Here is a 15,753-nt window from a genome sequence, read left to right on the forward strand (position 1 = left end):
CGGGTACGGTACCTGCCGCTGTCATCATCATCGGGAAGGCACGTCCAAAAGCCTCGGCGCCTTCGATCACGGCGCGGTAGCCGGCGAGGTTGGCCTGCGAGGACAGCACGTCCATCACCTGCGCGCGGGTGATGCGCGGCATCAATTCCATCGCGAAGGCGGAGACGCCGGCATCGGCGATCGTCTTCAGCGCGGCTTCGTTGCCATAGGGATCCATGATCGCGATGACGAGCGCGCCGCGCTTGTACTGTGCAAGCTCGGAGGCCTCGGGACGCTTCACCTTGATGATGATGTCGGCATCCTTCAGCGCATCGGCGCTGACGGTGGCACCCACGGCGGTGAATTCGGAATCCGGCAGGCCCGACTTGATGCCGGCGCCCGGCTCGATGGCGATCTCGGCGCCGAGCGCTTTGAACTTCTTCACCGTATCGGGCGAAGCGGCGACACGCGGCTCCGACGGATCGATTTCCTTGGCAACGGCGATCTTCATAGGCCCTCCGGCGACGCGGACAAAAACGCGCACGCGAACTTAGCGTTACTCCCGCAACGTTTGGATACCGGTTTTGGAACCGGCTTGTATGCAAATTTTATGGGCACCGACGACGCTGGCGGTGCGGCAGGCGATGGATCAGGTGAGGAAGATCGCCATCAGGATCACGATGAGCGCGACCGAAGCCGTGCCGTATTTCACCAGCTTGATGAAGCCCTCATAGGTCTGCTCGTGGGCAACATAGTCGTTGCCGTCGGCAGTGGTGTACGCCACTTCGCTATGGTCAGCCATGGATTGTCCCCAGTCGAAAGTCGAATTCTGGGGCTGGGATACCTTAATCCTTCGGGCAGGGCAACGGCAGGCAGGCGCGGTTTTCCCGCAAATCAGGTCATTTGCAATTCCGATTGGCGGGAAAGCTCGGGCTCGGGGCGGAAGCCTTCAAACGATGTCCCGCTCTCTTTCGGTCGGCCCAACTCCGCGCCGCCCTACCCCATATCCAGCACTGCGACCGTCACCGTCGGCGGTGGCGGCTCCTCGACCGACAGCCCGAGCGCGCGGCGGACCGCCCGGATCGAGGCGACCTTGCTGTCGCAGAAGCCTCGCCCTGCACAGCGCTCGCCCGGCACGTTGACGACGATCTGGTCGGCACCGGCATCCTCGGAGAGGAACCCATGCGTCATATGGAAGCCGAGCGCGCGGTAGACCTCGAACTGCTCCTCCGAGAAGAACTGGTCGCCCGTGGTCTCGTGCGGAAAGGTGTCGTTCCGGCGCGCATAGTCGCGGATGTAGTCGTTCTCGTCGCCGCTCAGGGACGACTTGATATAGACGAGATACCCCGCCTCTCCCCCGCCATAGTCGATCCTGCCGACCGCGACATGGGGGCCGGCGGACGACCGCGGCGGCTCGTCCGACGGCTTGCCGGCGTTGCAGGCCATCCATTCCCGCGTCGCGTCGCGGATCGGCGTCCACGGCAGGTCGATGATGATCCCGAGGTCGATACGCGCGTATCGCTGCAAGGTCACCAACGCGGAGAAATTCATCGGCGCGTCGGCCTCCGCGTCGACCGCGATGATCACCCTGCACCGACGGCGCAACAACTCATAGACGCCGAGATTCTCGATGTGCCCGCCATCGGTGAGATAGACCGCGTCGGCATTCTCGTAGAGACGCCCCGAGATCTCCGACCACAGGAACAGCGGCGTCGAGTGATGCTGCGGCCTGTCCTTGGAGGACACATAACGCGGATTTTTGAGCCAATAGCCGAGACGCACGTTGAGCAGCGCCAGGGTCGGCGTCAGGGATTTGATCGACCCTGAGCCCATGTTCGAGGACGCCGCGGCTCCCGAGATCGCCATGGCGGTCGCAAGGTCGAGGCCCGGCGCGACCTTCTCGAACGCGCAGGTGCGCGCATATCCGGTCGCTTCGCTGCCCACGCGCAACGGCGAGAACATGAAGAAATCGGCATTCCGTCCGCGCCGATTGGCGAAGTCCGAGCCCTGGATGTTCAGCGCGGCGTTCACGATGTGATACGGCGAAGCGAGGCCCTTGGCGATCACCTGCGCGGGTCCGTCGGCTTCATAGACCGTCGGATGAAGCAAATAGCTCAGCTTTTCCTCGTCGAGCGGCAGGAAATCCCGTCCCTGGTCCAGGCTCGGCTCGTTTCGCGCGGGCTCGCCATCGGCGTAGTAGCACGGGTTGAACAGGAAGGCCTTGCTCAGCCGGTCGCGGTAGAGGCGATGCAGGGAATTTGCGTTCGGTCCCAGAATCCAGGACAGCGCGAACAGGATGATCGCAGCGATCAGATAGAGCGCCGCCATCCGCAGATTGACGTTGTTGCCGAAGCGGTACTTTGCCCACTCGAACTCGTCGGTGGAGGCACGCCAGGGCGCGATCGAAAACAGCCAGGATGGAATGTGCGAGATCGGACTCACGTCCTTCTTCGACGACAGCGGCCTTGTTTCGTTTTTCGCCCTGGTCCTGGTTTCCGTGCTGGCGTCGCTGCCCGTCTCGTTCCTGCCGCCGGTTTCCGCGGCCGGCGCTCGGGACGCCGGATCCAATCGCGAACTGTCCTTGGCGCGCGCGAGCCTCGCCGGCATGGGCCTCACGGCCGCCTCGCCCCACTCGTCCGCCATCTGATACTGGCGGCTCTTGTCCTCCACCACCTTGTCGTTGGCGATGCCCCAATAGCAGAGATAGAGATATCCGACCCAGATCAGCAGCGGCACGGCGAGGCCGGCGACGAGCACGGCGGCTTTCGCGACATGGGCAAGCAGGCGTGACGTCAGGTCCGATGCGCCCGCCCCCTTCAGCAGATCGGCGAATTGCTGCCTGAACAGCATCACGGCCGCGGCAACCGGCGCCGTGACGGCGGCGAGCGATTGAACCCACTTGATCGCGACGCCTGCAACGATGCCGCCCGACTGGTTCGCATTGGCCTCGGCGATGTCGAACATCTGCGCGATCATGAAGGGCTGAAATTCGAAGAAGCAGATCACCGCCAGCAACACCAGATAGGTCGCGCCGATCGTCGGCGGATAGCCGCGGAATTCTCCCCGCGTGATGGGCAGCACGGATCGCAATATCGCCCAGCCGAAGAACAGAATGAGCCCCAGCAGGACCGCAGCCAGCGTCAGTCCGAAATGGTCGACCGACAGCTTGCGTGCGATCGCGCAGATGAACCCCATCGCGAGCGCGAGTCCCGCGAAGTACAGAAAGAATTCGCGCCGCGCGACCGTGAAGACGAGGCGATAGAACCCTCCCACCGACAACATCAACAGCGCCGCCGCGACGCCCGCCAGAATGAACCCCGACGCGGATCCGAGCCAGGCGAATGGTCCGAAAAGCCGATCATCCTCGACGCTCAACCCGAAGAAATTGGCCACGTAAAGCGACGACCGCGCCGCGTTGGACAGCACCGTGATCGCGGCGACGCACAACACCGCCGGCAAGGTCAGGCCAAGATTGGCCACGAGGCCCCGCACGACGATCGCAATGCCGGTGATCAGGTCGCGCACGCCGGCCGGAACGAGGTAGTTCGAATAGTTGCGGATGTGACCGACCGCAGGCGTGTCGCTGATCTCCTTGGCCAGATTCGGCCCATCGGTGCTGCGGTTGCCGAAAACGAAGCGGCCTGCGCGTGTCATCGTCGCGGTCAGGGAACTGCCGATATATCCGCCGCCCGAGACCGTCGACAAATAGTCGATGCGCTTGATGAGATCGTGATGATTAAGCGCCTGCAGCACGCCAAGACCGATGGCGGAAGATCGGATGCCGCCCCCCGAAAGGGCGAGGCCCACCGTTTCAATCGCCTTGTCGTCGCCGGGATATTGCACGGCATCGAATCCCTCGGCCCGGCGGCGCGTGTTGATTGCCGCAAGCTCGAGCCTGACGATGTTCCGGTGCTGCTCCCCCCAGGGCTTCTGCCTTTCGACATGCCGCACCGGATCAGGCTGCGGGACGTGCGCTCCCATCCTGGCCATATGGGCCTCCGAACGCGACACTCGGACGATCAAAAGTCAAAAATTGCGTTCTGAAAAACAGTGCCGCACAGGATTAGTCGAGCGGGAGGCGCGAACGTTCAATCCAAAATAGCAGGCTCCCGGGCGCCATCGCGAAGGTGGCTTGGCGGGAGCCCGGAACCCGCCGCCTCAGCCCATCGCCTCCAGCTCGTCGATCATGCCGGCGATGACCGACAGACCGCCGTCCCAGAACTTCGGGTCCTTGGCATCGAGCCCGAACGGCCGCAGCAGCTCCGAATAATGCTTGGTGCCGCCGGCGGCGAGCATGTCGAGATAGCGCTCCGCAAAGCCCTCGGCCGCGTTCTCGTAGACGGCGTAGAGCGAGTTCACGAGGCAGTCGCCGAAGGCATAGGCATAGACGTAGAACGGCGAATGGATGAAGTGCGGGATGTACATCCAGTAGTTCTCGTAGCCCGCCTTGATCTCGATCGCCGGCCCGAGAGACTCGCCCTGCACCGACAGCCAGATCTCGCCGAGCCGCGTCGCGGTGAGCTCGCCGTTCTTGCGCTCGGTGTGGACCGCGCGCTCGAACGAATAGAACGCGATCTGCCGCACCACGGTGTTGATCATGTCCTCGACCTTGCCGGCGAGCAGCGCCTGACGCTGCTTGGGGCTCTTGGTCTGCGCCAGCAGCCGGCGGAACGTCAGCATTTCGCCGAACACGCTCGCGGTTTCCGCCAGCGTCAGCGGCGTCGGCGCCATCAGCGCGCCGTTCTTGGCTGCCAGCACCTGGTGCACGCCATGGCCAAGCTCATGCGCGAGCGTCATCACGTCGCGCGGCTTGCCCTGGTAGTTCATCAGCACGTAGGGGTGCGCCGAGGGCGTGGTCGGATGCGAGAACGCGCCCGGCGCCTTGCCCGGACGCACCGGCGCGTCGATCCAGCGATCGGTGAAGAAGCGCTCGGCGATCTCGGCCATCCTGGGCGAGAAGCCGCGATAAGCCGTCAGCACCATGTTGCGCGCGTCGGGCCAGCCGATCACGTCGGTCGCCGCAAACGGCAGCGGCGCGTTGCGGTCCCAATAGGCCAGCCGCTTCTTGCCGAACCACTTCGCCTTCAGCGCATAATAGCGGTGCGACAGCTTTGGATAGGCCGCGCGCACGGAAGCGACCAGCGCATCCACCACTTCGCGCTCGACGCGGTTGTTCAGATGGCGGGAATCCGCGACGTCCTTGAAGCCGCGCCAGCGGTCGGAGATGTCCTTGTCCTTGGCCAGCGTGTTGGTGATCAGCGCAAAGGTGCGCTCATTGGCCTTGAACGTCCTGGCCAGGGCTTCCGCCGCCGCCTTGCGCTTGGCGCCGTCGCGGTCGGCCAGGAAATTGAGCGTCGGCTCGATCGCGAGCTCTTTTGCGCCGACCTTGAAGCGCAGTCCGGAAATGGTCTGGTCGAACAGCCGGTTGAAGGCGGAATAGCCGGTCTGCGACTTCTCCAGGAAGAGCTGCTCGAGCTTGTCGTCGAGCTGATACGGCTTCTCCTTGCGCAAATCCTCGAGCCAGGGACGATAGTAGGCGAGTTCGGCGGCCTCCATCGCGCGGTTCAAAATATCGTCATCGACGCGGTTCAACTCGAGCGCAAAGAACAAAAGGTGTGTCGAGGCCGCCGTCAGGCGCTCCGACACATCGCCGTAAAACTTTGAAATCTTGGGATCAACGCTGTCTCCGGCGTGAACGAGGCCGGCATAGGAGCCGAGACGGCCGGCGAGATCGTCAATTGCCTCATAGCGTCGCACGGCAGCCGCGAGCCATTTTCCGCCATCTTCGTTTGCTGTGCCTGTTGCGAGCTTGCCCTTGTAGTCGGTCTCGAACGCGACGCAATCAGCAGCCATCTTTTCGAGATCGCGCGCCACTTCCGGCGCATCGATCCCGGAATAGAGGTCGGCGAGGTTCCACTCCGGAAGCTTGCCGGTCTTGCTCGCAGATCTGGAGGACTTCGCCTTGGTGGCAGATTTCTTGGCGGCAGATTTCTTGACGGCGGACGTCTTGACGGCAGGCCTTTTGAGTGCGGGCTTTTTCTGTGCAGGCATTTTCGGTGCAGGCTTGGAGCGCGAATTCATTGTGTGGGAAACCTGTGTTCAACAATCGCGACGGCGGGCAGGGGCATCAAGGTTTAAGAGTGCGTTAATCGGCTTCGGCCAGAGTGCCCCGATTCGAGACAGATAGTAGTAGCGTGCGGGGAACACCATGGCTGCCTGTATTTTGATCGCCGACGACGACGCTGTAGCCCGCCGGCTGGTCGAGAACATGGTGCAGAAATGCGGCTATGACACGGTCGTCGTGGAGTCCGGCGACGCCGCGATCGCCGCCCTCACCGCCCCTGATGCACCTGTTATCGACGGCGTCATCCTCGATCTCGTGATGCCCGGCCTCGACGGCATGGGCGTGCTGGCGAAAATCCGCGACGCCGGCCTCAGCGTGCCTGTCATCGTGCAGACCGCCCATGGCGGCATCGACAACGTGATCTCGGCGATGCGCGCGGGCGCTGCCGATTTCGTGGTCAAGCCGGTCGGCGTCGAGCGGCTCCAGGTCTCGCTTCGCAACGCCCTCAATGCTTCTGCGCTGAAGGGCGAATTGCAGCGCATCCGTCACAGCCGCGAAGGCCGGCTGACCTTCTCCGACATCATCACGCGCGCCGAGGCCATGGCGGGCGTGATGCGCGCCGCGCAGAAGGCGGCGAACTCCTCCATCCCCGTGCTGATCGAAGGCGAGTCCGGCGTCGGCAAGGAGATGTTCGCGCGCGCCATCCATGGCAGCGGCGAGCGCAAGGCCAAGCCGTTCGTCGCGGTCAATTGCGGCGCGATCCCCGACAATCTCGTCGAGTCCATCCTGTTCGGCCACGAGAAGGGTGCCTTCACCGGCGCCACCGAACGCCATACCGGCAAGTTCGTCGAGGCCCATGGCGGCACGCTGTTCCTGGACGAGGTCAGCGAGCTGCCGCTGGCCGCGCAGGTCAAGCTGCTTCGTGCGCTCCAGGAAGGCGCGGTCGAGGCCGTCGGCGGCCGCAAGCCGGTGAAGGTCGACGTCCGCATCATCTCGGCAACCAACCGCAGGCTGCTCGAGCGGGTGAAGCAGGGCCATTTCCGCGAAGACCTGTTCTATCGCCTGCACGTGCTGCCGCTGACGATTCCCTCGCTGCGCGCCCGGCGCGAGGACATCCCGCATCTGCTCCGACACTTCCTGGCGCGCTTTGCCGCCGAGGAGAACCGCTCCATCAGCGGCATCAGCGGCGAGGCGGTGGCCCAGCTCGCCCAGCTCGATTGGCCCGGCAACATCCGCCAGCTCGAAAACGCGATCTACCGCGCCGTGGTGATGAGCGAGGGCGACCAGCTCGGCCTGGCTGATTTCCCCCTGCTCACCTCGCAGCCGCATGTCGCAACTGACATCCCGACCGCACCGCTGATGATCGAGCCGATCGCAGCGCCCTCGGTGGTATCGGGTAGCGAAATACCGATCGCGCCGCTTCCCCTGGCGGGGGCCCTCTCCATGCTGACCGCGACCGGCGACGTCCGCCCGCTCGAGGAGATGGAGAACGAGATCATCCGCTTCGCCATCTCGCATTATCGCGGCCAGATGTCCGAGGTCGCCCGCCGCCTCAAAATCGGCCGGTCCACCCTCTACCGAAAACTCGACGAAGCCGGGGTTCCCGGTCATGGCGGTAAAAGCGGCGAGGAGACGCACTGAGCCTCATGCGAACGGAGGTTCGTGCGACGCCGTGAGACGGCCGTAAGCCGTTCGCATGACGACAGAATTCGACTGCGATTTGAACCGTGACTTGGAAGTGACAGACAGAGGGAAAAGCGCGTGGTGCAGGCGCACAATCCGTTGCCAAGCGGCTCCCTTGAAGTCAGTTTGTCGTGAGTTGTCCCGGGTAGCGCTGGCTGCAAAATCGGGGCCTGTATATCGTCTGCGTATGAATCGTTGCGTGCAGGCGTGCAACTTTCGAGAGGCCGGCGCGGTTTAGCCGAAGCTCACTAGGCGATAACGAACCTGTTCCATGAGGAACAGTTCACCCAAGGGGTGCGACACAATGCGTGACTGTTTGAATCACCGTGCAGGCTTTGACCGCGTCTTGATGACGGTCGCGGCAACCTTCCTCACGGTATCGGCCAGCTCGGCCCTGGCGCAGGATCAGGCGCGCAGCAGCGCCGCCGAACTCGCGATCGAAGCCGCGATCCCGCGCCCGGAGCCGGCAAACGTCGCGCCTCCGACCGCCTCCGACATCAAGCTCGACACCACCGCCACGGTGCAGGACGCCCCGAAGGAAGTCGCCAAGGAGCCCGTGAAGGCCGAAGTCGCGCCGGCGCCCGACAAGGTCGAGACCAAGCCGTCCGACATCGCCACCACGCCCGCGCCCGAGGCGCCGAAGAGCGAGACCGCGAAGAGCGAACCCGCCAAGACCGAGCCTGCCAAGGCCGACACTGCGACCGCCACGCCTGCCGCGCCGGCAGCCCCCGCCACGGCAGCGGCCCCTGCCGCCGAGCCGGTGAAGGCCGCCAGCCTTGTGCCGGCTGCCGACCAGCCGGTCGCCGACAAGCTCAAGGACATCATCGGCGCCAAGACCTCGCGCCATTTCGACCGCAAGAACGAGCGCGCCGCGATCGAGAAGTTTTACGGCGCGCGCGACTTCGCGCCGGTGTGGACGCAAGGCGGTAGCCTGACCGCTGCGGCCAAGGGCGTGATCGCGCGGCTGAAGGATGCGGCCTCCGACGGCCTCAATCCGGCCGACTATCCGGTGCCGGATTTCGCCGCCGCCACGAGCCCCGATGCGCTCGCCGATGCCGAGCTGAAGCTCAGCGCCAGCATGTTCGACTATGCGCGCCAGGCCCAGAGCGGCCGCATGCACTGGTCGCAGGTCAGCGGCGACATCCTCTATCCCGAGCATCCGGTCGATCCGAGCGAAGTGCTCGCCAAGATCACGACGGCGACCGACGCCTCCGCCGCGCTCGACAGCTACAACCCGCCGCAGAAGCTCTACAAGGAGCTGAAGGCGAAGCTCGCCGAGCTCCGCGGCCAGGGCAGCGGTCCGGTGATCGAGATCGCCGACGGTCCGGCGCTGAAATACACTCCGGCCGGCAAGAAGCAGGCCGAAGTGGTCGTGGAAGATCCGCGCGTGCCGCAGCTGCGCACCAAGCTCGGCATCACCGAGAACGCCAGCGACACCCGCTATGACGCAACGGTCGCGGAGGCCGTGCGAAAATTCCAGAACAGCGCCGAGCTCAAGGCGACCGGCATCCTCGACGACAAGACCGTCAAGGCGATCAACACCCCGAAGCGCGACAAGCAGATCGACACCGTGCTGGTGAACATGGAGCGCTGGCGCTGGCTGCCGCGCGACCTCGGCGTGCCCTCGCTGGGCGATGCCTATGTCATCCTCAACATTCCCGACTACACGCTGAAGGTGATGCAGCGCGGCCAGCAGGTCTGGACCACCCGCGTGGTCACCGGCAAGCCCGGCACGCATGCGACCCCGCTGCTCACCGAGACGATGAAGTACATCACGGTCAATCCGACCTGGAACGTGCCGCCGTCGATCGTCTACAACGAATATCTGCCGGCGCTTCAGCAGGACCCGACCGTGCTCCAGCGCATGGGCCTCAAGCTCGAGCAGAACCGCGACGGCTCGGTGCACATCTCGCAGCCGCCCGGCGAAGCCAACGCGCTCGGCCGCATCCGCTTCAACTTCCCGAACAAGTTCCTGGTCTATCAGCACGACACGCCGGACAAGAACCTGTTCGCAAGGGACGAGCGCGCGTTCAGCCATGGCTGCATGCGCGTGCAGAACCCGGATCAGTACGCCTCCGTGCTGCTCAACATCGCGATGCCGAACGAGAAGTACACGCCGGAGCGCGTGCGCAGCATGTACGGCAAGAGCGAGATCGACCTGAAATTCCCGACCCCGATCCCGGTCAACATCACCTATCAGACCGCGTTCGTGGACGATGCTGGCAAGCTGCAATTCCGCAAGGACGTCTATGGCCGCGACGCGACCATGATCAACATCCTGAAGAACGGCCGCGGCAAGGATCTCGAGAACATCGTGGCTCACTCGCAGCCGAGCTATTCGCGTCCGTCGACGACGCTGCCGCCTGGCGTGGCGGTGGCCAACAATGGCGGCGGCTTCGGCTCTTCGGGCCCGAACTTCTTCGAGCGCCTGTTCGGAGCCCCGACCCCGCCGCCGGCTCCGGTCGGCCGCAAACCGCAGCGGGTATTCACCCGCTGAGCCCTGCCTGGCGCGTCGCCCTCTGAAATTCTGCAATGAAATCAGCGACCTCATCCCCTGGATGGGGTCGCTTAACGTTAACCATTCTCCACCTGACCTCGGGCGGTGGGCGTTTTTTTGCCACACTCAACCGTTTAGGTTCGTATTCTGACTTGGTTTGGGGGCGGGAAGGTCAACCTCAAATTAACCTTCTCGCTTTAACAAAGCGTTCATCCTCTTTCGCGCGCTAACGGGGTTGGCGGGAGAGTCCATTTTGAACGCTGGTCGACTGGGTGGGCTCTAACGTGCTGACTGGTCTCGCACGCCAATTCGCTGTGCTGTCGTTGTCCCATGCGGGAGTGAAGGCCGGATCCCGGATCGGCCTTGCTTCCGTATTGCTGCTTGCTGCCGCAGGCTCGGTTCACAACGCCGCGGCGCTGAACGAGACCAAGACGCTCTCGTTCCACCACACCCATTCCGGCGAAGACCTCACCGTCACCTTCAAGCGCGACGGCCGCTACGACGAAGCCGCGCTGAAGCAGCTCAACCACTTCCTGCGCGACTGGCGCACCCAGGACGAGACGGTCATGGACCGTCACCTCTTCGACATCCTCTGGGAAGTCTATCGCGACGTCGACGGCAAGCAGCCGATCCAGATCATCTCCTCCTACCGCTCCCCCGCCACCAACGCCATGCTCCGCCGTCGCTCCTCGGGTGTGGCGCGCTTCAGCCAGCACATGCTGGGCCATGCGATGGATTTCTACATTCCGGGCGTGCCGCTGGAGCAGATCCGTTTCGCCGGCCTGCGGCTCCAGCGCGGCGGCGTCGGCTTTTATCCGACCTCCGGCTCGCCCTTCGTGCATCTGGACACCGGCAGCATCCGGCACTGGCCGCGCATGACGCATGACCAGCTCGCCCGCGTCTTCCCGGACGGAAAGACGGTGCATGTGCCGACCGACGGCACACCGCTGAAGGGCTATGAACTCGCCAAGGCCGAGATCGAGCGCCGCGGCAGCGGCGACGATGCCGGCAGCAGCAAGCCGAATTTCTTTGCCGCCCTGTTCAAGGGCAAGTCGGCCCCGGCCGCCACGAGCAGCGACGAGGATGACGAGGGCGCCCCCGCCCCGGCCGCCAAGCCCACGGCGCCGACCTTGGTCGCCGCCGCATCCAAACCCGCCGATCCGGTGCCGACGCCGCGCGCCAAGCCGTCAATTGCGGCCGCGATCCAGCTCGCGTCCGCCGATGCGCAGCTGGTTGCGCCGCCCAAGCCGAAGCCCGCGCCCGTGGCTGACAAGCCGGCCGCCGGCAAGCCGGAGACCCCGGCTGACATCATCAATGCCCGCGGCTTCTGGGACGCGCCGGCTGCGCCGCAGCAGGCAACGCCCGCGCAGGTCGCCGCGCTGAAGGCCCGCCAGGCCCTCGCCGCCGCCACCGACCCGCAGCCGACCGCGAGCGTCTCCAACGCAACTCTTCAGGCGCTCGCTTACGCGCCGGCCGCCTCCCCGCTCGACCGCGCCAACGTCGTCGCCGCCTCCGCGCCGATCCCGCGCTCCGCCCGTCCCGCCGCCGCGCGCAACTCGGCGCCCGCGACCGAAATCAACACGGTGGTCGGCAAGAGCACCGACGGCATGATCGCGACCGCGACCCGCCTCTCCGCGGCCAAGGGCGAGAGCATCTGGCTCAAGATCGTGATGCTGTCGCCGAGCGCCAGCCGCGCGATGTCAGTCACGCTGATGGGCGAGCTCGACACGGCCACGCTCCGGGGCTACTTCGTCAAGCCGCAGGCCGTGGTCGCGATGGGCTTTGCCGACGATCCGATGCAGGGCCTGTCCTGCGACAGCTTTACGGGCACCGCCACCGCGAAGCTCCAGACGACGTCGTTCGTGGTGCGGACGGCCGCGCTGCGCTGAGGCCGATCGCCTTCACTGCCTTCAGGAATTCCGTTACGTCGCCCGGATGAGAGCGCCCTATCGCGCCTTATTGCCCCGCCGATCCAGATGATAGGTCAGCGCCAGCGACAGGCAGACCGACAGCTCCCGCTTCGGCAGCTTGCCTGCGACCGGCAGCAGCAAAGCCCGTGTCTGCCGGTACTCGAACTGATCCGGAAAGCGCTCGCGAAAGGTGTCGACCAGCGTCGTCTTGCAGTTGAACAGGATGGCGGCGTGGCCGGAATCCTTGACGCGGCCGAGCCGGATCGTCGAGCCGCTGCCGGTCTCATCGGTCAGATAAGCGGGCTCGCCCCATTTCAGCGTTTCGGTGAGACGGCCGACATCGTCATGCGCAGCAGCGGTCGAGAAGATCAGGTCGCGCACCTGAAGCAGCCGCGCGGCAATCGGCGCCGGAAGAGCGCCGAAGGCACGGCCCACCTCGCGCGGCAGCTTCGGCACAGTCACGGCGATCTCCGTTCACGAACGGCAGATTTGTAGCCCGGATGGAGCGCAGCGCAATCCGGGGATGCCAACTCAAAATGAAAGAACCCGGATTTCGCCGCGCTCCATCCGGGCTAAGACAATCAATGTCCGAGGCTTGACCGCCTCAGATCATCCCCAGCGCCTGCATGTAGGTCTCGAGGATCGTCTCGGCCTCGGCGCGCTCGTTGGGGTCCTGCTTGCGCATCCGCACGATGGTGCGCAGCGCCTTGACGTCGTAGCCGTTGCCCTTGCTCTCGGCATAGACGTCACGGATGTCGTCGGAGATCGCCTTCTTCTCTTCCTCCAGCCGCTCGATGCGCTCGATGATGGATTTGAGCTGGTCCTTGGCAAATTTCGTCGCGGGCTCGTCGTCGCGGACGGCGGCGGAGGTGGCCATCTTGGTACTCCCAATGGAACTGGCAAAACGAGGTGACGCCGGCATCCTCACCGCGCGTGCTGGGTAGACCCTTAGGGTTGGCGACACCTGCGTTCAAGCAAGCATCGCGCTCGTCCACAGCGCGCCCACACCTTCCTGCGATGGGGCGAAGAAAGCTGTTGTGTGGTGCGAGTCAGCGCGCCGGGCGGACCGTCCGCTCAGTGCCCGTGGGGATGGACCTTCTTCATCGCCTCGATCTGCTCGGGGCTGGCCGTGCCCTGGTGCTTCGATTTCCAGGTCTCGTAGGGCATGCCGTAAACGGCCTCCCGGCTCTCGTCCTTGCTCAAAGCGACGCCTTGGGCGTCCGCGGCGTCCTTGAGCCAGTTGGACAGGCAGTTGCGGCAGAAGCCCGCCAGATTCATCAGGTCGATGTTCTGGACGTCCGTCCGCTCCCGCAAATGACCGACCAGGCGCCGGAAAGCGGCCGCCTCGAGCTCCGTTCTGGTTTTGTCGTCGATGGCCATCGTTGTTGTCCCTAGCAGTGGCGTGTCCAGCCAAACCCTTAACGGTAGAGGTAGGGTCCTGTCACAGATTTTGCCATATCGCGGCGCAAACGGGCCAAGGCCCGGCTTTGGGACGGTTTCCCCGGCGCTACGCCAAATCGTCAATCATCTGGTATACGTTCCGCGACAATGATCGCCGAATCTCCCCGTTTCCCCCTTCGCCTGCTCGCCCGGTTGGTCCCGGTGCTGGTGGTTGGCCTGCTGTGCCTCTGGGCCAGCCCGGCCGCCGCCGATTTCCGGCTCTGCAACAACACGTCGAGCCGGGTCGGCATTGCGCTCGGCTACAAGGATGCCGAGGGCTGGACCACCGAGGGCTGGTGGAACATCTCGTCCCGCTCCTGCGAGACCCTGCTGCGGGGAACGCTGGTCGCCCGTTACTATTACATCTACGCGATCGACTATGACCGCGGCGGCGAATGGTCGGGCCAGGCCTTCATGTGCTCGCGCGACAAGGAATTCACCATCCGCGGCACCGAGGACTGCCTCGCGCGCGGCTACGACCGGACCGGCTATTTCGAGGTCGATACCGGCGAGCAGCGGGCCTGGACGGTCCAGCTCACCGATGCCAACGAACAGCCGTCACAGCAGCAGCGCGTACCCGGTTTGCCGGGCCCGGTTGGCCCGGGTGGCGGCGTTCCGGGTTTGCCCAATGGACCGCCCGGTGGTACGCCCCCCGCCGCGCCTGGCCTCGCGCCAGCTCCTCCGCCACCGTCTGGGAATAAGCCATGAGGCGTCTTCGCCGTATCAAGATTCTCGCGACCCTCGGACCTGCCTCCTCGGACCTCGCGATGATCCGCCGCCTGTTCGAGGCCGGCGCCGATCTGTTCCGCATCAACATGAGCCACACCCCGCATGACAAGATGCGGGAGCTGGTGGCGACGATCCGCAATGTCGAATCCAGCTATGGCCGACCGATCGGCATCCTGGTCGATCTCCAGGGCCCAAAGCTCAGGCTCGGCGCGTTCGCCGAAGGCGCGGTCCAGCTCCAGAACGGGCAGACGTTTACGCTGGATTCCGACAAGGCGCCGGGCGATGCCACGCGCGTGCATCTGCCGCATCCGGAGATCCTGGCGGCGCTGCGGCCCGGCCATTCGCTGCTGCTCGACGACGGCAAGGTGCGGCTGATCGCGGAGGAGACCACGAAGGAGCACGCGGTGACGCGTGTCGTGGTCGGCGGCCGGATGTCCGACCGCAAGGGCGTCAGCCTGCCCGACACCGATCTGCCTGTTTCGGCGATGACGCCGAAGGACCGCGCCGATCTCGAGGCGGCCCTCGTCACCGGCGTCGACTGGATCGCACTGTCCTTCGTGCAGCGCGCCGATGACGTCCTCGAGGCCAAGAAGATGATTCGCGGCCGTGCCGCGGTCATGGCCAAGATCGAGAAGCCGCAGGCGATCGACCGCCTTGCCGACATCATCGAGGCCTCCGACGCGCTGATGGTGGCGCGCGGCGATCTCGGTGTCGAGTTGCCGCTGGAACGCGTGCCGAGCCTGCAGAAGCAGATGACGCGCATGGCGCGCCGCGCCGGCAAGCCGGTGGTGATCGCGACCCAGATGCTGGAATCGATGATCCAGTCGCCGGTGCCGACCCGCGCCGAGGTCTCCGACGTCGCCACCGCCGTCTATGAAGGCGCCGACGCCATCATGCTGTCGGCGGAATCGGCGGCCGGCAAATTCCCGGTCGAGGCGGTCTCGACCATGAACCGCATCGGCGAGGAGGTCGAGCGCGACCCGATCTACCGCTCGGTGCTCACCGCCCAGCGCCCGGCGCCGGAAGCCACCGCAGGCGACGCCATCGCCGACGCCGCGCGGCAGATCGCCGAGACGCTGGACCTGCCCGCCCTGATCTGCTGGACCAGCTCCGGCTCGACCGCGGTGCGCGTGGCGCGCGAGCGGCCGAAGCCGCCGATCGTGGCGATCACGCCCAACATCAATGCCGGCCGCCGGCTCGCGGTGGTCTGGGGCGTGCACTGCGTGGTGGCGGACGATGCGCGCGACCAGGACGACATGGTGAGCCGCGCCGGCCAGATCGCCTTCCGCGACGGCTTCGTCCGCGCCGGCCAGCGCGTCATCATCGTCGCTGGCGTGCCGCTCGGCATTCCCGGCACCACCAACATGGTGCGGATCGCCTCGGTCGGCCCCGAGGGCGACGCGAATATCTAGGTCCGCCGGACCCCGACCAACAAAAATCTCGAAAACAAC

12 protein-coding genes are annotated in these 15,753 nt (G+C 65.2%); 5 read left to right on the top strand and 7 right to left on the bottom strand.

The features are described from left to right. From PMI42_RS18550 to PMI42_RS18565, 4 genes are all read right to left on the bottom strand, one after another. A partial coding sequence (locus tag PMI42_RS18550) for a Rossmann-fold NAD(P)-binding domain-containing protein (protein WP_008136852.1) occupies positions 1–490 on the bottom strand: 490 nt, incomplete at its 3' end. Between the two features lie 138 nt (positions 491–628). Beyond that, the gene (locus PMI42_RS18555; protein ID WP_008136857.1) at positions 629–781 is read right to left on the bottom strand and encodes an aa3-type cytochrome c oxidase subunit IV; all 153 of its coding nucleotides are present in this window, start codon (positions 779–781) and stop codon (positions 629–631) included. Between the two features lie 194 nt (positions 782–975). Continuing rightward, positions 976–3,969, bottom strand: a complete 2,994-nt coding sequence (locus PMI42_RS18560; RefSeq protein ID WP_008136859.1) for a patatin-like phospholipase family protein — start codon at positions 3,967–3,969, stop codon at positions 976–978. Between the two features lie 168 nt (positions 3,970–4,137). Further along, positions 4,138–6,060 (bottom strand): M3 family oligoendopeptidase, encoded by a 1,923-nt coding sequence (locus PMI42_RS18565; RefSeq protein ID WP_008136862.1) that lies wholly within the window; start codon positions 6,058–6,060, stop codon positions 4,138–4,140. A gap of 127 nt (positions 6,061–6,187) precedes the next feature. Here PMI42_RS18565 and PMI42_RS18570 point away from each other — a divergent pair, with 127 nt between their 5' ends. From PMI42_RS18570 to PMI42_RS18580, 3 genes are all read left to right on the top strand, one after another. Then, positions 6,188–7,684, top strand: a complete 1,497-nt coding sequence (locus PMI42_RS18570) for a sigma-54-dependent transcriptional regulator (protein WP_008136863.1) — start codon at positions 6,188–6,190, stop codon at positions 7,682–7,684. Positions 7,685–8,030: 346 nt separating this feature from the next. Next, positions 8,031–10,223, top strand: coding sequence for a L,D-transpeptidase family protein (locus tag PMI42_RS18575; protein WP_008136864.1), 2,193 nt, complete (start codon positions 8,031–8,033; stop codon positions 10,221–10,223). A gap of 272 nt (positions 10,224–10,495) precedes the next feature. Beyond that, a complete protein-coding gene (locus tag PMI42_RS18580) occupies positions 10,496–12,112 on the top strand; it encodes a peptidoglycan L,D-endopeptidase MepK (protein ID WP_035966084.1) in 1,617 nt (538 codons plus the stop codon). A 57-nt stretch (positions 12,113–12,169) separates the two neighbouring features. On the opposite strand, the gene PMI42_RS18585 is transcribed toward PMI42_RS18580, so the two are convergent. The 3 genes from PMI42_RS18585 to PMI42_RS18595 form a co-directional block, all read right to left on the bottom strand. Then, a complete protein-coding gene (locus PMI42_RS18585) occupies positions 12,170–12,595 on the bottom strand; it encodes a hypothetical protein (RefSeq protein WP_008136866.1) in 426 nt (141 codons plus the stop codon). Between the two features lie 142 nt (positions 12,596–12,737). After that, the gene (locus PMI42_RS18590; protein WP_008136868.1) at positions 12,738–13,010 is read right to left on the bottom strand and encodes a DUF2312 domain-containing protein; all 273 of its coding nucleotides are present in this window, start codon (positions 13,008–13,010) and stop codon (positions 12,738–12,740) included. A 197-nt stretch (positions 13,011–13,207) separates the two neighbouring features. Further along, positions 13,208–13,513, bottom strand: a complete 306-nt coding sequence (locus PMI42_RS18595; protein WP_008136871.1) for a DUF1244 domain-containing protein — start codon at positions 13,511–13,513, stop codon at positions 13,208–13,210. Positions 13,514–13,681: 168 nt separating this feature from the next. On the opposite strand from PMI42_RS18595, the gene PMI42_RS18600 reads away from it, so the two are divergent. Both PMI42_RS18600 and pyk read left to right on the top strand, forming a co-directional pair. Continuing rightward, positions 13,682–14,281, top strand: a complete 600-nt coding sequence (locus tag PMI42_RS18600; RefSeq protein WP_008136874.1) for a DUF1036 domain-containing protein — start codon at positions 13,682–13,684, stop codon at positions 14,279–14,281. Then, positions 14,278–15,714 (top strand): pyruvate kinase, encoded by a 1,437-nt coding sequence (gene pyk, locus PMI42_RS18605; RefSeq protein ID WP_008136876.1) that lies wholly within the window; start codon positions 14,278–14,280, stop codon positions 15,712–15,714. Before PMI42_RS18600 ends, pyk begins: the two co-directional genes overlap by 4 nt. Positions 15,715–15,753: the final 39 nt, after the last annotated feature.

The sequence above is a fragment of the Bradyrhizobium sp. YR681 genome, assembly GCF_000282615.1.
Lineage (GTDB): Bacteria > Pseudomonadota > Alphaproteobacteria > Rhizobiales > Xanthobacteraceae > Bradyrhizobium.